Annotated in this window: 21 protein-coding genes; 4 read left to right on the top strand and 17 right to left on the bottom strand. The window is 42.2% G+C overall.

Going from position 1 to position 19,972, the window contains the following annotated elements:
* Positions 1 to 8: 8 nt before the first annotated feature.
* From CSV73_RS04730 to CSV73_RS04695, 8 genes are all read right to left on the bottom strand, one after another.
* Complete coding sequence (locus CSV73_RS04730) at positions 9 to 371, bottom strand: ArsR/SmtB family transcription factor (RefSeq protein WP_085131932.1); 363 nt, start codon at positions 369 to 371, stop codon at positions 9 to 11.
* Positions 372 to 466: 95 nt separating this feature from the next.
* Positions 467 to 838, bottom strand: coding sequence for a Na+/H+ antiporter subunit G (locus tag CSV73_RS04725; protein WP_085131933.1), 372 nt, complete (start codon positions 836 to 838; stop codon positions 467 to 469).
* Positions 816 to 1,100, bottom strand: a complete 285-nt coding sequence (locus tag CSV73_RS04720; RefSeq protein ID WP_029054753.1) for a Na(+)/H(+) antiporter subunit F1 — start codon at positions 1,098 to 1,100, stop codon at positions 816 to 818. The genes CSV73_RS04725 and CSV73_RS04720 overlap by 23 nt, the downstream gene beginning before the upstream one ends.
* Positions 1,097 to 1,579: a Na+/H+ antiporter subunit E gene (locus tag CSV73_RS04715; RefSeq protein ID WP_085131934.1), complete on the bottom strand. Its 483-nt coding sequence runs from the start codon at positions 1,577 to 1,579 to the stop codon at positions 1,097 to 1,099. The genes CSV73_RS04720 and CSV73_RS04715 overlap by 4 nt, the downstream gene beginning before the upstream one ends.
* Positions 1,580 to 1,594: 15 nt before the next feature.
* A complete protein-coding gene (locus CSV73_RS04710; protein ID WP_099626757.1) occupies positions 1,595 to 3,079 on the bottom strand; it encodes a Na+/H+ antiporter subunit D in 1,485 nt (494 codons plus the stop codon).
* A complete protein-coding gene (locus CSV73_RS04705; protein ID WP_085131936.1) occupies positions 3,072 to 3,398 on the bottom strand; it encodes a Na(+)/H(+) antiporter subunit C in 327 nt (108 codons plus the stop codon). Before CSV73_RS04705 ends, CSV73_RS04710 begins: the two co-directional genes overlap by 8 nt.
* Complete coding sequence (locus tag CSV73_RS04700) at positions 3,398 to 3,823, bottom strand: Na(+)/H(+) antiporter subunit B (RefSeq protein WP_099626756.1); 426 nt, start codon at positions 3,821 to 3,823, stop codon at positions 3,398 to 3,400. The genes CSV73_RS04705 and CSV73_RS04700 overlap by 1 nt, the downstream gene beginning before the upstream one ends.
* Entirely contained in the window at positions 3,810 to 6,224 is a 2,415-nt protein-coding gene (locus tag CSV73_RS04695) for a Na+/H+ antiporter subunit A (RefSeq protein ID WP_199092940.1), read from the bottom strand. Before CSV73_RS04695 ends, CSV73_RS04700 begins: the two co-directional genes overlap by 14 nt.
* Before the next feature lie 295 nt (positions 6,225 to 6,519).
* Here CSV73_RS04695 and CSV73_RS04690 point away from each other — a divergent pair, with 295 nt between their 5' ends.
* Complete coding sequence (locus tag CSV73_RS04690; RefSeq protein ID WP_099626755.1) at positions 6,520 to 7,194, top strand: adenine nucleotide alpha hydrolase family protein; 675 nt, start codon at positions 6,520 to 6,522, stop codon at positions 7,192 to 7,194.
* A 215-nt stretch (positions 7,195 to 7,409) separates the two neighbouring features.
* On the opposite strand, the gene murB is transcribed toward CSV73_RS04690, so the two are convergent.
* Positions 7,410 to 8,330: a UDP-N-acetylmuramate dehydrogenase gene (murB, locus tag CSV73_RS04685; protein ID WP_085131939.1), complete on the bottom strand. Its 921-nt coding sequence runs from the start codon at positions 8,328 to 8,330 to the stop codon at positions 7,410 to 7,412.
* Positions 8,331 to 8,496: 166 nt separating this feature from the next.
* Between murB and CSV73_RS04680 the strand changes: the two genes are divergently transcribed.
* Positions 8,497 to 9,015, top strand: coding sequence for a YceI family protein (locus CSV73_RS04680; RefSeq protein WP_099626754.1), 519 nt, complete (start codon positions 8,497 to 8,499; stop codon positions 9,013 to 9,015).
* 168 nt (positions 9,016 to 9,183) lie between these two features.
* On the opposite strand, the gene CSV73_RS04675 is transcribed toward CSV73_RS04680, so the two are convergent.
* The gene (locus CSV73_RS04675) at positions 9,184 to 9,894 is read right to left on the bottom strand and encodes a DsbA family oxidoreductase (RefSeq protein ID WP_099626753.1); all 711 of its coding nucleotides are present in this window, start codon (positions 9,892 to 9,894) and stop codon (positions 9,184 to 9,186) included.
* A 98-nt stretch (positions 9,895 to 9,992) separates the two neighbouring features.
* Between CSV73_RS04675 and CSV73_RS04670 the strand changes: the two genes are divergently transcribed.
* Complete coding sequence (locus CSV73_RS04670) at positions 9,993 to 11,372, top strand: FAD-dependent oxidoreductase (RefSeq protein ID WP_085131942.1); 1,380 nt, start codon at positions 9,993 to 9,995, stop codon at positions 11,370 to 11,372.
* 50 nt (positions 11,373 to 11,422) lie between these two features.
* Here the strand turns inward: CSV73_RS04670 and CSV73_RS04665 are convergent, their stop codons facing one another.
* Positions 11,423 to 12,349, bottom strand: coding sequence for a manganese-dependent inorganic pyrophosphatase (locus tag CSV73_RS04665; RefSeq protein ID WP_085131943.1), 927 nt, complete (start codon positions 12,347 to 12,349; stop codon positions 11,423 to 11,425).
* 52 nt (positions 12,350 to 12,401) lie between these two features.
* Positions 12,402 to 12,848 carry an RrF2 family transcriptional regulator gene (locus CSV73_RS04660; protein ID WP_085131944.1) on the bottom strand — a complete coding sequence of 149 codons (447 nt, stop codon included), beginning with the start codon at positions 12,846 to 12,848 and terminating at the stop codon, positions 12,402 to 12,404.
* Positions 12,849 to 13,038: 190 nt separating this feature from the next.
* Between CSV73_RS04660 and hmpA the strand changes: the two genes are divergently transcribed.
* Positions 13,039 to 14,250 carry an NO-inducible flavohemoprotein gene (hmpA, locus tag CSV73_RS04655; RefSeq protein ID WP_332308459.1) on the top strand — a complete coding sequence of 404 codons (1,212 nt, stop codon included), beginning with the start codon at positions 13,039 to 13,041 and terminating at the stop codon, positions 14,248 to 14,250.
* A 43-nt stretch (positions 14,251 to 14,293) separates the two neighbouring features.
* Here the strand turns inward: hmpA and CSV73_RS04650 are convergent, their stop codons facing one another.
* From CSV73_RS04650 to CSV73_RS04630, 5 genes are all read right to left on the bottom strand, one after another.
* The gene (locus CSV73_RS04650) at positions 14,294 to 15,343 is read right to left on the bottom strand and encodes a YkvI family membrane protein (RefSeq protein WP_085131946.1); all 1,050 of its coding nucleotides are present in this window, start codon (positions 15,341 to 15,343) and stop codon (positions 14,294 to 14,296) included.
* Positions 15,344 to 15,394: 51 nt separating this feature from the next.
* Positions 15,395 to 15,991, bottom strand: coding sequence for a DNA-3-methyladenine glycosylase (locus CSV73_RS04645; protein WP_085131947.1), 597 nt, complete (start codon positions 15,989 to 15,991; stop codon positions 15,395 to 15,397).
* Between the two features lie 21 nt (positions 15,992 to 16,012).
* Positions 16,013 to 17,749, bottom strand: coding sequence for an ABC transporter ATP-binding protein (locus CSV73_RS04640; RefSeq protein WP_099626752.1), 1,737 nt, complete (start codon positions 17,747 to 17,749; stop codon positions 16,013 to 16,015).
* A 20-nt stretch (positions 17,750 to 17,769) separates the two neighbouring features.
* On the bottom strand, positions 17,770 to 18,432 hold the full coding sequence (locus tag CSV73_RS04635; protein WP_099626751.1) for a uracil-DNA glycosylase: 663 nt from the start codon (positions 18,430 to 18,432) through the stop codon (positions 17,770 to 17,772).
* A 108-nt stretch (positions 18,433 to 18,540) separates the two neighbouring features.
* Positions 18,541 to 19,683: an MFS transporter gene (locus CSV73_RS04630; protein ID WP_198166116.1), complete on the bottom strand. Its 1,143-nt coding sequence runs from the start codon at positions 19,681 to 19,683 to the stop codon at positions 18,541 to 18,543.
* Positions 19,684 to 19,972: the final 289 nt, after the last annotated feature.

Genomic DNA, 19,972 nt, shown 5'->3' with positions numbered 1-19,972 from the left:
ACATGACATTATAACGTTTGCTTTGCTTCAATTGCATGTTCATATGCAATTTTCACTAAGTCCGCGACATGCTCGTCTGCCAAAGAGTAGTATACCATTTTTCCACGTCTTTCTGATTTAGCCAATGAATGATCCCGTAAATAACGTAAATGATGGGAAGCGGTAGCGGATGAAGATTGAATCACTGCCGCTACATCACAGACGCACATTTCCGATTCCAATGTCAGTGAATAAGCAATTCGCAAACGTGTTTCATCAGCCAGTGCTTTGAATATTTGTACCATCTTCGTTACATCAGGGAGCTCTTTTCGAATTTTACGAACGACATCCTCATGCACAATCGTTACTTCACAAGCATCTTGATTTACCACATTTTCACCCCATTCAGTCGACTATAGATTACGGCAATTATAATAGATATGATAGTAAAAAATCAATTGACTCTTCTGTTCATTTCAATCAACACTTACTGGATATCGTCTTTGTTTTGTCCATGGATTTTTTCATATAATTCATCTTCCGTAGAAATATCCGCTAGCTTAACTTTCGATCGATAAGCAGCACGGATGATTACATGCCCCGCCACCGGTGCTGTCAAAAACACAAAGCCGATACCAAGAAGCAACCGTACGCTGATAAAGTTTTCAGAGAAGAGGAAATAGACGAATGCGCCGGATAATGTCAATAATACTGCCAATGTCGAACTTTTCGTTGCGGCGTGTGACCGAGTATAGACATCCGGTAAACGGATCAACCCAAAGACACTTAACATACTGGCAACAGCCCCTGTCAAAATCAATAAAGCCCCTATAAATTCACCGATCTCGCTTACGTTCAACTATTTTCCCCCTCTCAATAAATTTGGAAAATGCGATCGTTCCGATAAAGGAAAGAATCCCTAGGATCAAGATGGCTTCCAAAAATGCTTTTGTATTTAAAATCACCGACACGACGGCAATTGTAGCAATCAAATTCACACCGATTACATCGAGTGCCACCACACGGTCCGGTAGTGAAGGACCTAAGATAATCCGGATGACTGCCACCAAAATGGTCAGCGCGAATAGTATGACCGATATTGTCAGCATACCTGCTATCATCGTGTCACCTCCATAATCGCTTTCTCGAAATTCTTCAGTTGCTTAATCAATCCGTCGCGTGACTCTTCAACGTCCATTGCGTGAATATATAACTCATTGCCCTCAGAGGATACTTCCATCACAACCGAGCCTGGCGTTAAGGTGAGAAGCATAGACAGCATAGTCACTTCCACATCACTCGTCAAAATAGTTTTATATTTAAAGATACCAGGCTTAATACGCAGTGTAGGTCTCATGATTTGGGAGATGACCACAATACTTGACTGCGTCAGTTCCCTTATAAAGATTAACAAGAGCTTGCAGGCAGCATATACTCTGCGCAAATAGAAATGCGTATCGAAAAAACGGCTCATGACAAAGATAATGCCAAGCCCGACTAAAAACCCCATGAAAAATGTCGTAAATCTCAGTTCATCTTCATCCATCAGCGTCATCCACAAAAATGCGATGAATAAATTCAGCAGAAGCTGTAACGGCATGTCGTCTCCCCCTCCCTACTCTAAATCGTCACCCATCACAGCACGTATATACTGTTCCGGATTTGCTAATGCATCGGCTGCGTCCTGGATATAAGGCGACAGCAGTTCTGCACCTATACCTAATCCAACTACGAGTATTGCAAGCAATACGAGCGGCAAGCCGACCTTCTTTTGAAACGGCTTCTGATCATCTTCACTAATTGTCGTTTCCCCCCAAAAACTATTGAGGAAAATACGAAGAAGTGAATACAATACACCGATACTCGATAAAAACGCCACTGCAAGTAACACGTAAGATCCTGTTTCAATTGCACCTAATCCTATGTACACTTTACCGATAAATCCGCTAAATGGTGGTATTCCGGCAATCGCTAGCATCGTCAAGAAAAATAACCAACCGACTAGCGGATAGTTTCGGATTAGGCCGCTGATTTCATTGAACTTTGAACGTCCTGTCAAATACACGACAGTACCTGCCAATAAAAACAGCAATGCTTTACTGACCATGTCATGAATCAAATAATAGCTCGCACCTTGAAATGCAGTATTCGTAGCAACCGCAAGACCCGTCAACACAAAACCAACGGAAATGATGACGTTATACGAGACGATCTGACGTATATCTGAATAGGCAATCGCTCCGAGACAACCCGCAACCATTGTGACAATGGCTAGCACGCCAATGATTTTATAAATAATCGGATCATGTATGAATATTAATGTGAACATGCGGTACAGCGCATAAATACCGACCTTTGTCAGTAACGCACCAAACAGTGCCGCGACCGCAATAGGGGGTGCGGAATAAGAACCCGGCAGCCAGAAATAAAGTAGCAAGCCCGCTTTCAAACTAAAGACAATTAAGAAAATAATTGCGATCAATGTCAGTAGAGGTCCTTGTCCCGTTTCTGCTACGCGCGCAGCGATATGTGCCATGTTTAACGTACCGAGTACACCGTATAAATACGCGATGCCCAATAAGAAGAACCAAGAAGCCAGCACATTGATCAATACATAAGTAATACCTTCCTTTAACTGTGTTTTACGTCCGCCAAGAGTCAGCAGCACATAGGAAGCCAGTAACATGACTTCAAAACAAACAAACAGATTAAATAAATCGCCAGTCAGAAATGAGCCATTGACTCCCGCCACTAAAAACAGGAAGAATGGATAGAAAAACATCGCCTCTGTCTCAATCCCTGTCGTAGCGAATGCATACAGCAAAATAATACTGGAAACGATGCACGCAACCAATACTAATAACATTGCGAATGAATCGCCCACAAACAAAATACCATGCGGTGGTAACCAATCTCCAAAATCCAAACGCATGATGCCGTTCAGGTGTATATGTTGGAGACAATAGGCCGCCACAGCAGCAGAAGCGATCGTCGTCAGTACACTAAGTACACGTTGCACACGAATATAAGGACGTAAGAATACTAAAATCACACCTACCAAAATAGGCAAAATCATAGGCAATACCAATATATTATTCATCTTCTTGCCCTCGCAATCCAGGTCCAGACTCTTGATACACACGGTAAGACAATACGAGTAAAAATGCTGTCACCGCGAAACTGATAACAATCGCCGTCAGAATCAACGCTTGCGGCAGTGCATCTGTATATTCAGCAGCCGTCTCTGTTAGCAAAGGAACATCGCCCTTTTTTAAACCACCCATTGTCAATAATAATAAATGGATGGCATGCGACAGAATCGCTGTCCCTAAAATAATTCGCAACATCTCTTTTGATAAAAGTAAATAAACGCCTACTGCCACTAGCACACCTACCAGAAGGGTAATTAATGTCTCCATTACTCCACATCCTCACTGATTCCCAAAATAATTGTCACGACAACACCGAGGACAGTCAGTGCGACTCCTGCTTCGAAAATCGTCATCGTTCCAAGTTCTGTCTCACCAAAAACCGGTAAGTCCACGAGCCATGTCTCCTGTGATAGGAAGGGCTCGCCAAACACTAACGAGAACATTCCCGTACCTACCGCAAGCAACACACCAAGCGCCGCCACTCGCTTAAAATCAAATGGCGTGCCTCGGTGAACCGTTTCTATGTCATAAACTAAATACAATAATACAAACGCAGAAGAGAGCACAAGTCCACCAATGAACCCGCCTCCCGGATTATTATGTCCTGATAAAAAAAGTTCCACACCAAACGTCAAGATGATAAAGAATACGATCTTCGTCACCGTCTGTAAGATTACATCATTTTTCTTCAGGGTGATCCACTCCCTTCTTGCGACGCAACTTGACTAATGAATAGACACCAAGACCTGCGATGAATAATACTAATACTTCAAGCATCGTATCGAATGCGCGGAAGTCACCGAGTATCGTATTCACTACATTCAAACCGCCTGCAAGCCGTGATGCCGTTTCATAGTAAATGGAAATAGACGGATACAAGGAATGGCCTTGCACGAGCAAAGCGATAACGGTAACAGCGACTCCGGATGCAACCGCGATCAATCCATTACGTACTCGCATGGAAATCGACTTATGCTCGTTTTTCCATTCCGGTAAATAATAGAAGCACAATAAGAACAGCACCGTTGTAACCGTCTCGACAATTATTTGCGTCAACGCCAGATCCGGCGCTCGGAATACTACAAATAGAATGGCGATGGAATAGCCCAGCACACCGTTAAGAATAATGGCAGTAATTCTGGATTTGGCAAATAAAATCGCTACACTTGAACACATCATAACGAAAATAATGATGCTTTCATTAATTTCAATCACAGCATCATTTGAAAAGTCGAAAATGAATTGCTGAAAACCTAGCAAACCTATACCGACAAGTGCAAGGAAAAACAGCATGATATATGCAACGTAATCCCGTACCGATCCGGTCATATACGTTTTCGTCACCACAGAAGCCACTCGTTCAATCCGTTGTAATAATGCATTATATGAGCGATCGAGCGTCCATTGTAAAAAGCCTAAACTGTAAATCCCTTTCCAGTAACGCAAGAAACAATACAATAAAACCCCTGTGATAACCACACCGATCGTCATAAAGATCGGCATCCCCCAACCATGCCACACTTGTATTTCTGGTACTAGACCAGGCATCCCCACAAATTGTGGATATACCGCATTCATTGCTGGCCCTAAAATATACGTTCCGAGCAGATTCGGGAAGATGAAGATGAGTACGACCAGACTGCCAAGTACCATAGGTGAAATCAACATCTGGATCGGTGCTTCATGAGCAGGTCTTTGTCCGGGAACCGGTGCATGTACTTTGCCGAAAAACGTCTGAAATACTATGATCATACAATAAATAAATGTAAATATACTGCCGACCCATGCAACGATTGGGAACAACAAAACCAACGAATCCATTGATAATAGATTGGCTTCTTTTAATGACAGCATCGCTTCAAAAAATAATTCCTTACTTAAGAAACCGTTAAATGGTGGCAATCCTGCCATGGAAAAACTACCAATCAGTGCAATGGTAAATGTAATGGGCATGATCGTTGCCAAGCCACCCAGTCGTTGAATATTACGTGTTCCCAGTTCATGATCTAAAATTCCGACGACCATAAATAAAGAACCTTTAAAGGTGGAATGATTAATCATATGAAATAATGCAGCGAATGTAGCAGCGGTGAATAACGCGATGTGCGTGCTTTCAGAGGAAGCGAATGCCAATGAGCCGATACCAAGCAAACTCATGATCATACCCAGCTGACTCACTGTTGAAAACGCGAGTAACGCTTTCAGATCCGTTTGCTTCACCGCGTTGACAGATCCCCACAACATCGTCAATAATCCAACACAAGATACGACGAAGAACCATGTCGTATCACCTGCGAAGATTGGGGTGAACCGAGCTACTAAATAAATACCCGCTTTAACCATAGTAGCGGAGTGTAGGTAGGCACTAACAGGCGTAGGGGCTTCCATTGCGTCAGGTAGCCAGATGTGGAATGGAAACTGTGCGGACTTAGTGAACGCACCAACTAAAACAAGTAACATAGCAGGGATGAACAATGAGTCTGCTGCAATCACTTCTCGCATAGCGATTAACTCTTGTAAATTGAACGTTCCTGTAATCGTATAAAGCATTAAAAATCCAACCAACATGAAAATACCACCTGTGACAGTAATCAGCATGGATTTCTTTGCTCCGTACCTTGACTGTTTTCGGTGATACCAGAAAGCAATTAATAAGAAAGAAGAAATACTCGTCAATTCCCAAAATACATACAGAACAATCAGGTTATCGGATAACACGACACCTAGCATAGCTCCCATGAACAATAGCAAATATGTATAAAAACGACCAATCGCTTCCCGTTCAGAAAGATAGTAAATGGAATACAATACAACTAGACTACCAATTCCTGTAATCAATAAAGCAAAAATCATACTTAGCCCATCTAAATGCGTGGAAAAATAGATATCTGCAGAAGGTATCCAAGGCAACGTGTATAAATAAGACGCCCCTTCCGAAAGCGAAGGAACAAGACGAATTAGTAAGGCAAACAAGAATAATGGAATGGTGATTACAAACCAACCGATCCGACTTCCGGTCAAAAATTTATGTATAAATGGAACTAAACCTGCTGCGATAAATGGAATGAATATTGCCAGTAAGACAGTAATCAATCTAACACCTCCCAGAATTAATCGATTGTTAGTGTCAATAGAATGCTCAGAGACTCTTGACTGAACACTGTACGTTATGCATAATGGGACTCTAAGCAAAGTGTACAATCTCTACTCAAAAGTATACACTACTTTATCGAAAACCGCATAAAAAGCGCGGTCAGTATACAGTAAGTCCACGTTCGTAATCCTATACAGGATGAGGTTCTCTGGCGGAATTGCAGCGGAAAGCATCCCCCTAAAGTGTGAACCGGTTACAATTAGTTTATAGAATTTGAAGAGGTGATGAGTCATTATGGGCAAAATGAAAAGCCGTATGGACGAGAGTATTCTCGTTTGTGTGTATTACGGTCCAAATGGTGAACGTCTCATTAATAGAGGATATAAAATTGCAACAATCATGGACTGTCCGCTGTATATCCTGACAATCGACCCTGCACCACTCGATGATTTTGATGTCGAGAAGTCCGAGTATGTAGATCGTTGGAAAGAACTTGCAAAAGAATTGGATGTTGAAGCATTCATTATCCGCGACGATGAGAAGCGCCCAACTGCAAAAGTCATTAAAGAAGTGGCTCACCAATTTGGCATTACACAAATCATCATCGGACAGACCGCGCAAAGCCGCTGGGAGGAAATTACAAAAGGCTCTTTCATGAACGTCTTGTTAAGAGAAATTCCATTTGTTGATTTCCATGTCGTATCGGTTGATCGTGCGATTAAAAGTGAGATAGAAGGATCGTTTGAAAAAGGCGTACGTGCGTATTTGATTCCCGATGGCGACAACTTCCGCATCAATTTCACGCTTACCAAGCATGCGCAGTATGAAGGAATCTTCTTTAAGGAAATTGGGACCGATTTCAATAACGGGATTTTTAAGTTCATGCAAAACAGTAAGATATGCCAGGTACAGATAGAAGATGACCAAGTACTCGACTCAAGCAAGATCCAGTGCAAGATACAAAATTAATATCACGAGAGATGTCCTGAAATGGGGCTTCTCTTTTTTTACATGGATTTAAGTACAAGATCTAAGAATTTATACAGTGGGAGTTAAGTGGTAAGTACGAGGGGACGCAATCCCCCATCCCCCTGCCGGCCTTTCTCCCCAACTTTTCACATCAAAAAGAGCTATCCCGAGTAGTCATTAAATAATGATTTCGCGGACAGCTCCTGTAACTTCTATTATTCAGAAAGTTCTTCCCCTACGATCTTCACTTCCATTTCCAGATCAATCCCGAAGTTCTTCTTCACTTCCGCTTTGACCATCTCAATCGTCTGAATATAATCTGCCGCAGTGGCATTACTTTTATTGACGATGAACCCCGCGTGTTTAGTAGACACTTCCGCTCCACCAAAACCTTTACCTTGCAAGCCGCTATCTTGGATCAACTTTCCAGCGAAGTAACCGGGTGGACGCTTGAACACACTTCCTGCTGATGGATATTCAAGCGGTTGTTTTGATTCACGTTGAAACGTTAAGTCGGCAACTGCCGCATCAATTTCACACTGTTCACCTTGTGTGAGCCAGAACTCTGCTGATAGGACGTAATAACCTTCTGTAGTAATGATGCTTTTACGATACCCTAGCTCCAACTCATCTTTTGAAAGTACGAAAATTCTTCCTTTGTCATCCATTACAGTCGCTTGATGAATAATATCTTTGATTTCTCCACCGTATGCGCCTGCATTCATTGCCATTGCACCACCGATTGAACCCGGTATTCCACAAGCAAACTCCAGACCAGTTAAACAAGCTATCGCTGCTTCTTTAGAGGCATCGATAATATTTGCTCCAGCTTCCGCAATCATTCGAGTACCAACAATCTCAATATGGTTTAGGTTTGCCATATACATTACGATTCCACGAACACCACCGTCACGAACGACCATATTAGAACCGTTTCCTAGCAACAAAATAGGAATTTCATGCTGATAAGCATAGCTAACAACCGCTTGCACTTCTTCTATTGTGCCAGGTGCCGCGAAGACATCCGCTTTACCACCTAGACGTGTTTTCGTATATTTGTTTAATGGCTCATCAAGTAATAACCAACCGCTTTTTATGTTATTTTGAAGATCTTCAAACCATCGATGTTTTGACATCTACATCAAGTCCTTTCACTATACGTGTCTCCAGTTTTACGGAAACAATCTTATCCATCTATTAGTATGCTTGCAATCAGTCCTTTTGACAAGGTTTTTCATTTTGACTTTTTATGTTTTTTCAATTACAGTTTAGCTAACTAAATATCCGTAAGGAGGAGTGAAAGTGAATACTTGGAAGGTAGATCCTACGGCGTCCACTGTTGGCTTTTCTGTTCCACATATGATGGTATCAACTGTCACGGGAACGTTTGAAGAGTTTTCAGGAGAATTACAAGGAAACATTGCGGACTTGACTAAAACAAAGATTAGTTTTCAAGTAATCGTTTCTTCAATCCAGACGAAGAATAGAGACCGTGATCTACATCTATGCTCCGCGGACTTTTTTAATGCCGAAACTTTCCCCGAAATGACATTCTCTTCCCGCACAATTTACAACGATACAGATGGTAGATATCAAACGTCCGGTGACTTGACTGTTAAAAATACGACCAAAAGAGCCCTATTCTGCATCACTCCCCAAGAAGTCACCGTCTTCGGTGCTACGTATCTCGTCGAGGGTAAAATCAAACGAAAAGATTTCGGATTAATGTGGAACCGTGCAATTGAAGCTGGTGGTGTAATGGTTGGCGATATTATTGATATCAAGATGTCCGTTGTAATTTGCAAGGAAAAAAGACAATAGAAAAGCACCATTGATTGATATTTCACTGGGACCCATTCCATTTTCATTCAACTATTGCACTACTTCAAACGGACTAGAAACCTATCAAAAAAGACTGAAGACAAAACTCCTCTTAATTTTCTAGAGTTTTCTTCAGTCTGAAAAACCATTCAGTTATTTAACTTTTCTTCAGATGTCACAAGCTCCATCATCACACTGCCCGCCATTATCTGTGCCAAGTACTTGCAACTTAGGTTTTGTACCCTTCTCTTCCTCAACAATCTTTTTAAACGCTTCGACAAATGCTTCAGTAGGCTGCGCTCCACTTATAGCAAATTTACGATTAATTACAAAGAATGGTACACCTTGAACACCAATTTCCCGCGCTTCTTCGATATCTTTTTTTACTTCATCCTCGTAATCATTACTATGAAGCATGTCTTTGGTTTCCTTTGCGTCCAATCCAGCTTCTGTTGCAATCCCTACAAGTACTTCTTCCGTATCGATACGCTCCCCTTCCACGAAATAACCGTGCATGAGACGCTCTGTCACTTCCTTCTCTACATTGTGCTTCTCTGCAAATTTCACTAAACGGTGTGCATCAAGCGTGTTAGATGTTTTCATTCGATCTACTTGATAGTGAAGATCAACGGTTTTTGCTTGCTCTTCTATATTACTCATCATGTTTTCTGCTTCTTGTTTGGTGACTTTAAATTTACTAGCTAATCCGTCCAATAATGATTGCTCTGAAGCCACGGGTGTATTCGGATCTAATTGAAACGCCTTGAATACAACTTCCGATTCCCCCTCGAGCCCTAATTGCTTCAATGCATGCTCCAAACGTCTTTTTCCAATATAGCAAAACGGACAAACATAATCTGACCATACTTCAATTTTCATTTTTTCCCCCACCTTTCTATTCTCTATTTTAGATTCAAGTAAAGTTGGCAACAATGTTAATGCTTGGGTTATATAATTTTATAGAATGAGGTGTCAGAATGAATCAATCTTTATGGCTCGCCACTGCTTATCCGAAATCTACCTATCCAACTGTAGATGATGATTTAACTTGTGATGTGTTAATCATCGGAGGCGGACTGAGCGGCATAGCAAATGCCTATTTTTTGTCTAAGCAAGGAAAGGACGTTGTGTTGCTCGAAAAAAACAGTTTGCTGCATGGGGCAACGGGAAATTCTACAGGTAAACTAACCGCACAACATGATGTAGTCTATGCAGACATGATTGAACAGTTTGGTGTGGAAAGCGCAAAACAATATTTTAATGCAAATGAACAAGCTGTTGATTTTGCGCGATCCATTGCGGAAGCAGATCAACTGCAAAATGCACACTCCGTACTATATTCTCAAACAACTGAAGGTACGGAACGATTACTTGCGGAGAAGAAAGCGTATGAAGCGATTGGGATTCCATTTATACTTGCGAGCAATGCACCCTACTTACCTTTTGAAACAGCTCACACTTTACTGATTGAAGACGAAGCACAAATTCATCCAGTGCGTTTTGGACAACAATTGGCAGAGCTCGCTGTAAAAGAAGGTGCACGAATTTTTGAACATGCACAAGTAGCCGCTCTGGATACTGATCGTCATTTCGTCAAACTCTCTTCATCTAAAATAGTGAGTTATCGACAACTAGTTATCTGCTCACATTATCCCATTGAAGCACTCGAAGGCATGCAAATTCTTAAACTGGACGTCCAGCGTTCCTATATTGCTGCGGCTAAAACCGATACTGTATTTGATCATCAATATATCTCGGTAGATGAGCCGAAACGCTCGATACGGACAGTGACGATCGATGACCAGTCTTACTTGTTGCTAGCCGCTCAATCTCATCCTGCTGGTTCGGAAAAAGAAACCCAACTACATTATGACAGCTTGACAGAGGATATAAAAACGACATTGGGGCATCCTGAAGTTGTCTACAAATGGTCGGCTCAGGATCCGTCCACACCTGATTTAGTGCCTTATGCAGGAGCTATTTCAAACTCTTCGCCGGATGTCTACATTAGTACAGGCTATCGAAAATGGGGATTATCTAATTCCTTAGCCTGTGCAGAAATTATCTCGGATGCGATTATCGGTCGACCGAATGCCGCAAGCGAATTATTTTCTCCTAGTAGAACCGATTTCGGCTCTTTATCCAGCCGGGCTTTACTATTAGCCGGGCGTACCGTAAAGGAATTTGCCGGTGGACATATCGCCCGGACTGACTCCCCAATTTGTACGCATATGGGATGTCGTACCCGTTGGAATAAAGGAGACCAAACGTGGGACTGTCCATGTCACGGATCACGTTTTCGTGCGGATGGAACCGTATTGGAAGGTCCTGCCACACAGCCCCTCGATTTAGGATAAAAAAACTGTCACGGAAGATCGGGCTACCGATTTCCATGACAGTCTGGTTATTATGAAAGTGCTTCAGTCAATACAGGTACAATTTGCTTCTTACGTGAAACGATACCTTTTAACAAAGCCGTATTATTATTGAATGCTACATTAAATGCAGAACCTGCACGTTCGGCTTCTTTTCCTAGCGCAATGATTACGGAATCGCTATTGATGATATCCGTCACAACAAACAGGAATAAATCTAGCCCTTTTTGTTCGATTACTTCATTTAATTCCGCTTCCAGTTCATCTTGTCGACCAAGAATATCTTGCAAGTCTACTGCATTTACTTGTGCGATTTCCATTTTCACATCGCCGAATATAAATTCTTTCGAATCCAGACTAGCCAAATCCTTTACAGGTACAGAGCTTAAGTCTGCTCCAGCTTTCAACATGTCCAAACCGTAAACAGCAGCATCTACTTCTGCAATGGCAGCTAGTTCTTTGGCTGCTACCTGATCTTGATCTGTGAATGTTGGCGATTTGAATAATAACGAATCCGATACGATCGCAGAAAGCATTAAGCCTGCAATGTTCTTCGGAATTTCAACGCCATGCTCTTTGAATAATTTATTCAATATAGTTGCCGTACAGCCTACTGGCTCTGCGCGATAATACAATGGATCGTTTGTCTGGAAGTTCGCAATACGGTGATGATCAATTACTTCTAACACTTGTACTTCATCCAAGTCATCGACACTTTGTTGTCTTTCGTTATGATCGACTAAGATGACTTGAGATGTTTCAGGTGCTGCTCTTTCAATTAAGCGTGGTGCTTCAAAACCGAAAGTTTCAAGCGCATACGCTGTTTCTTTCGTAATAGTCCCTAGACGAACAGCTTCTGCGTCCATACCGATTTGTTGTTTAAGATATGCATACGTAATCGCTGATGCGATGGAATCTGTATCCGGGTTTTTATGTCCAATGACTAACACTTTTGACATGTTTAATTCCTCCTATTTCACTATGTTTACTAACTATATTCTATCACACTATTCAGGATTGACTAGTAGGAAATAGTAAAGATTGTATTTCTTCCTTGTTATGAAGGAAATCTGCAATCGTGTAACGATCTAGCACAGCAAAGTAAGCTTGAAGTGCTTCGTATAAGACACCCCTTAGCTGACAGGCTTGAGACAATACGCACATATTTTTACTGGGATCAAAACATTCGACTAAGTGGAAATCATCTTCTGTTTTTCGAACTAGTTCGCCTACATTAATGCTATTTGGATTTACACTGAGACGGATTCCGCCACCCCGCCCACGAGTGGTTTCGATGAGTTCCAGTTTTCCTAACTCATGGACTATCTTGGTGAGGTGATTTTTCGATATTTGATAAGCATCCGAGATTTCTTGAACTGTGGACAGTTCATCCGATTGCTTGGAAGCTAAAAAAATCAGAACACGCAGCGAATAATCTGTATACATCGTTAAACGCATAATATCACCACTTTCTACTCTTTCATCATTATACCATTTTCAATTGAAAAATCATGGATTGACACCAGGCGTTACACGTAAAAGAATAACTAATTTTTGAATAGAATGTGACAATATTCACATTATATTTTTAAACATGTATTTAATATATAGCTTTTGAATTCTAAATGATTTATGATAGAGATATCAAATACGGAGAGGTTGTGCATTATCAATGTTAGATCAAAAAACTATCGACGTTATCAAATCCACAGTACCAGTATTAGAAGAGCACGGCACCGCGATTACTACGGCTTTTTATAAAAACATGTTTGTGGCTCATCCCGAATTACTAGATATATTTAACCATGCTAACCAATCTCAAGGTCGTCAACAGACAGCTCTTGCAAACACAGTATACGCAGCAGCGCAACATATCGATAACCTAGAAGCCATTTTACCGGTGGTTGTCCAAATCGCGCACAAGCACGTATCTCTGGGAATTTTGCCAGAACATTATCCAATTGTCGGAGAGTATTTATTGAAAGCGATCAAAGAAGTGCTTGGCGATGCAGCAACACCTGAAATTATGGATGCGTGGGAAGCCGCTTATGGCGTAATCGCTGACGCTTTCATCGGCGTAGAAAAAGATATGTATGAGAATACAGAACAAGCTGATGGCGGATGGCATTTATTTAAAGACTTCGAAATTATCGACAAAGTGGAAGAAAGTGACGTCATTACGTCGTTTTACTTAAAACCTGTTGACGGCAAAAAGTTGCCATACTATTTACCAGGACAATACATTACGATTCGATTGGAAATCCCAGGTGCGAAAAATATTGTCAACCGTCAGTACAGCTTGTCTCAAAAATCAAACGATGAGACTTTCCGTATCTCGGTTAAACGTGAAGATACATTATCACCTAATGGCGTAGTATCTTGCTACTTGCATGAAAATGCAAGTGTAGGCGACATCGTCGAAGTCAGCGCACCAGCAGGCGACTTCTATTTGGATCCTACTGGTACAGCACCTGTCACATTAATCAGCGGTGGAGTGGGTATTACACCAATGAAAGCTATGTATTCAACTATTGCAGACTTGTCTCCTGAACGTGAAGTGACATTCTTGCACTCTGCACGTACACGCAGCCAACAAGCATTTGCGAATAAACTAGAGCAATTAAATGCTAAATTGCCAAACTCTACGTACAAAACGCTTTATTCAGAAGAGGGAGACGGCATGTTCACACGTGAATTCTTAGAAGACAACGTGATTGCAGGCAGTGATGTCTATGTATGCGGACCAACTGGCTTCATGGAGTTCGTACTTCAACAACTTCACGCAATGGGTATTCCAGAAGAGAAAATTCACTTCGAGTTCTTCGGCCCAGCTGTAGCCCTTCAGTTACAATCTGTTTAAGCAGAAACAACCCCCACGAATTTTAAATTCGCGGGGGTTGTTTTTATATTTTATTCGGCATACGGATCGAAGCCATAATGAGTGCAACTACTAAAAACAGACCTAAATAGCCGACAACCGGATACAGTGTACTGACCAAATTTGTGAATCCAAAAAAACTCAGTGCATAGCCAATTACTAATGAACAGGCTACGAATAGCTTAAACTTCATCGTACCACTTTGGATGAATCGAGCACCAAACGCATAAAACATACTGACTGCTGTATTAAAGATCATACCGTATAAAATAACCGCCATGAAAATTGCAAAGATCGGTGAAATATTATTGATGATGGCAAGCATCGGTAAATCTGCCCCCGCCACGTTTTCCACTTGTGAAAAAAGTGCCAAATGACTTAACAGAATTAAAATACCTAATCCAAGACCACCTACAAATCCACCTCGCGCCGCAATCTTTTCATCCTCTTCCGCACCTCCCATGACAATAGCCATCGAAGCACCAACCGCAATATTAAATGACACATAGTTAATTGCAGATATGAACCAGTTAGGCAATGTCGTCGGCAATGCTTTGGCAACAGGATCAAGAACTGCGAAGGTTGTATCCATCGTGATGATACTGTAAACAGAGACAACAACTACCATAATAATTAAAAACGGTGTTACACTGCCGATTACAGCGACTACTTTATCTACGTTTAATAATATCGTCAAGAACACCAAAACTATCATAAGCAAACTACCTACAAATGTCGGCAAGCCAAATTGCTGATGTAAATTAGCCCCCGCACCCGCTAGCATAACTACACCTACGCCAAATAGTGTAAAGATGATAATACCATCTACTATTACACCTAAATAGCGTCCACTGATTTTGTAGATCACGTCTTTATGTGAAGTTGTTCGCAATCGACTTCCAAGACGCGTTAATGTCATTCCTAAGTAAGCGAAGAGTGCCGTACAAATCACTGCGCCAATCATACCTAAATAACCGAAACTCGTAAAATACGTCATGATTTCATTACCGGAAGCAAATCCCGCCCCTACGATAATTCCAATAAATGCACTGCCCATTCTCAATATTTTTTTCATAATTTCCCCTATTCTTCTCTGTAACCAAATATATTCGAGATGTTCATTAATTTATTTTCTATACTTTGAGACGAACGGGTTGTCCTTTTCATAGAAACGCCAAGGGTAATGCACGGCTTCACCCGTGTTGCCAATCCCTACCCGCGGACCTGCTTCTATTTCAGCCTGAGGAAAGCCTTCAGCTATGTAGAGAGGCTTCTGTGTCCAATGATGTCCGTAGTATGACATCGTCACCCCGAGAGCCTTGGAAAGTTTCCCGGGTCCATTTGTAAGATCGGTTTCTCTCTTAATGTGTATGCCACGGCGTTGTTGCATATGACTTACTCCTTCTATTGGTTCACCTGCCCGTAGTAACACGGCATGCGGCGTCCCCTCTTGAGCACAGACGACATTCATTAGCGTGTGGGTATGCATCTGATATGTATATACGGATCCCGGCTTACCGAACATGACTTCCGTTCGCTTCGTTCTACGGTTACCATAACTATGCGCAGCACGGTCTTCAGCTCCGTGATACGCTTCAGTTTCCACAATTCTGACCACTGACAGTCCTTCGGGTTGCTCATGTACAATATATTGTCCGACTAGATTACGGGCAAGCTCTAGTACAGGTACATTGAAGAAAGATGAATCAATTGGTTCATACATATGATCTTCTCCTTTCAGTTCTTATGCCAATCCTTGTCCTTCTGCGAATTCACGATAGAGCTCATGTGTTTCCAATAGTTCTGCATGATTTCCTCTACCTGTAATCTGGCCATTCTCTAAAAACAGTAACTGGTTTGCATGCAGTACGGTAGCCAACCGATGTGCAATAATAAGCGTAGTTCTACCGTGCATCAAATGGTGCAATGCTTCTTGTACATGTGTTTCCGAACCGCTATCCAAATTCGACGTAGCTTCATCCAACAATAGAATCTCAGGGTTATGCAATAAAGCACGCGCGATTGCAATACGTTGGCGCTGACCGCCAGACAACTTCATACCGCGCTCCCCAACCATCGTATCGAATTGATCCGGCATACCTTTTATGAATGTATACGCATTGGCAGCTTTTGCAGCTTCAATGACTTGTTCAAGAGGCGGTCTCTTTTCAAGACCATACGCAATGTTATCTAAGATAGTTCCGCTTAATAAAGGGCTTTCCTGCGACACATAGCCTATACGCCGACGCCAGTCGGATAACGGAATCGTTTGGATCGGATCTTCTCCAAGCCGTATTTCCCCCGAAGTCGGTTGATAGAATCTCTCCATCAATGAAAAAATCGTCGTCTTCCCTCCACCGCTTGGTCCGACGAATGCCGTTACTGTTCCTCGCTCTGCAGTGAATGAAATTCCGTTCACTACACCTTTTCCATCTTCATATGAAAAATGAACATTTGAAAATGTAATGGCACCTTCCATTTTCGATGTACGTACACCATCTGCCGGTTCTGAATCCATTCGTAGAATCCCTTGAATTCTTTCTGTCGCCCCTATCGCCTTTTGGAATGAAGTGAAAAATTGAGCCATTCGTGCGAACGGAATGATAATCTGAAACAGCAAGAAAATAATTGCAACCAATGTTCCAGCTGATAATGCTCCTTTTGCAACTTGCGCTCCTCCATACCCGAGAATCACTACTAGGATGCCCATCATCGTCAACATCATGATAGGTGAAATAACAGCTTGGATTTTCGCTTCTTTCAACCCATAACGAAATAGGGATTGAATTGCATTTTTGCCTTTCTCTCCTTCAATAGGTTCCGCGCGGTATGCTTTCACTAACCGAATATCCCCAAGCACACGGCCGAGATGTCCCGAAAACTTTGCCATTTCAGCCTGTGTCGCTTTCGCTACTTTGTGCATTAAGCGTCCAAGCGGAAATAAAATTGCCATACTAACAGGCACACTGATCAACATGATGATCGTCATTTTCCAATCGAGCACCAGTAAAATAATGACCGCTCCGATAATCGAGATCATACCCGAGATGAACGAGACTAAGTGCTCTGAGACAAGTGATTTTAATATGGTTGTATCTTGTGTAATCCGACTCATCGTTTCGCCCGTTTCATTTTGATCAAAATACGGCACAGGTAAACGCAGTACTTTTTGCCATAACTGATTACGCAAGTCCGCAACTACTGTCTCGCCAATAAAGGCAAGCATATAGTAGGAGAAACCTCCGGCAATTGCTTGTACCACGAATAAAACGAGCAGGAAAATGCCGGTCTTCCAGTTCAATAGCTCACTGGTGAATGAGTCTACTAAATCTTTGGTTATTAATGGCACAGCAAGTCCTGCAGCCGTTTCAACGAGAGATAGCACTAGGGCAACGATGGTTACGGCTACTGGCCAATGCAATGTCTTGACTAGACTCATAAAGTTTTTAACGGATCCTTTAGGTTTTACTTGTGCATTCATGATGTATCCTCTTTTCTACTTCATTCAAACGAATAGTTCATTTCCCCTTGAAGATATTCACCAATGCGACGCCAATCGGCTTCCAGTTCAGGTCTAAGGGATGGGCGATAAAACACTGAAGCCGGATGGAATGTCGGTATTATAGTGTACGATTCATCTGTTAGGCTATATTGTTTATCTTCTAATTTTGCTAAATATTGCACTGGTTGCGTCAGTACTTGTCCATGAAGAACCGTGACCTTCGCATGTTTACCTAGCAATCGCTGCAAGCCAATATTCCCCAGTGTGACAATGAGCTTTGGTTGAAGATTGGCAACTTCAAAATCAAGGACTCGTGCATGAGCCAATTGCTCCTTTTGTGTGGGTGGACGATTATACTTACGTTCCGTCAAACTACCATCCCGTTCTTTCCTCGTCCCCCATTTGTAAGGTCTACTGCGGAACGAACTCGTCATATAGACATCTTCACGTGTTAACCCTATTGATGCAAGAGATTTCATCAATTCATCACCTGCACGACCAATGAACGGAACACCATGAATCGCTTCGTGTTCACCCGGTGCTTCACCAATTAGTAAGAGTGTTGGTGATTGCGGACCTTCTCCGTGGACAAAGCCTTCTACTGGAAATCCTTCGCTGCGTTCTAAAGCTATACGCGCAATTTCATCTGGTACACGAAACATTGCATTCACTCCTTTCTACAATTATAAAGGTTTCGCTACCGAATAAAAAATGTTAACCATCGAAAAAGCCGCTCCCATTTATGTAAAATGAAAACGACTTATCTTATACTATGTTAACTCAGTTTGTTTTGTTTCTGTTCCTAGGAAAATAACAGCTAATACACCTATCATAATTGCTGCGCAGAAAATACCAAAGATGATTCCGAAGCCATATCCAGCTGTTAACAGTGATCCAACGAGAAGTGGTCCGAAAATACCTCCCACACGCCCAACTGCCGCCGCAACCCCAGAGCCTGTCGCTCGAATAGCGGTAGGATATTGTTCCGGTGAATATGCATAAAGAGCTCCCCATGCACCCAAGTTAAAGAAGGATAGAAACGCACCAGCAACCATCAACGTAGTCAATGTCTCCGCATTACCGAAAGCTAAAGCACTGAGTGCCGTTCCGAATAAATAAGTAGCAAGGACGAACTTGCGCCCCATGCGTTCAATTAGCCACGCGGCACTGAAGTAACCTGGTAACTGTGCCAGGGTCATCAATAATACATAGCCAAAGCTTTTGATTAAACTGAAGCCTTTGATCACCATGACGCTTGGTAGCCAAAGGAACATACCGTAATACGAGAAGACCACGGCAAACCATACGATCCACAGCATAAGCGTCCGTCTTCTAAATGCCGGTGCCAGTAATTGCTTTAGTTTCTGTCCTGTCGTTTGTGATATCTTTCCTTGCTCTTCAAACTTCTTAGAGTCGGGTAAATTACGTCGTAAGTAAATCGCATAAAATGCCGGTAGTGCCGTGATGATCAGTGCCACTCTCCAACCGAACTCCGGAATAATGAAATAGGCTATTAAAGCCGCTAAGAGCCAACCCGCTGCCCAAAAACTTTCAAGCAACACCACTACACGTCCCCGCTCTTTTGCGGATACGCTTTCCGAAACTAATGTAGAAGCAACAGGCAACTCCCCACCTAACCCAGCTCCTACTAAGAAACGTAAAGCTAAGAACGCCCATAACGTTGTCGTCAAAGCGGATAAGCCGCTCGCAACTGAAAACAAAACCAATGTCATCATAAATACTTGCTTACGTCCAATCCGATCGGCTAATAAACCGAATCCGAATGCACCTATCGCCATACCGATGGAATTAATGCTACCTATCCAGCCCATCTCAGTCGAAGTTAGATTCCACTCTACGGCTAGTGCAGCAATGACGAATGATAGAATTCCAACGTCCATCGCATCGAACATCCAACCAGTACCTGCGATACCCAGTAATTTATTTCGTGAGATTTCCTTCTTTTTCACAGGTCTTCTACCTTTCTATTGTGCAATCTTTATATGTCTTTACAGGTGTCATTATAGCATTTTTTGTTTGTATTTGACTAGTTTTGTTTTCTGGGGATTTCTGGATGTGATTGGCTGTGGGTAGTTATAGAGCGGGACGGCTGTGGGTATGAGCGGGTAGCGAACGTGATTGAGCGGAACGAATGCGGCTTTGAGCGGATAGCGAACGCGATTGAGCGCTTGTCATAGTTTA

Origin of the sequence: Sporosarcina sp. P1, from assembly GCF_002743155.1 — a bacterium.
Taxonomy (GTDB): Bacteria; Bacillota; Bacilli; order Bacillales_A; family Planococcaceae; genus Sporosarcina; species Sporosarcina ureae_B.
Note: the sequence above shows the minus strand (reverse complement) of the source record. Positions and strands in the feature narration are given on the sequence as shown.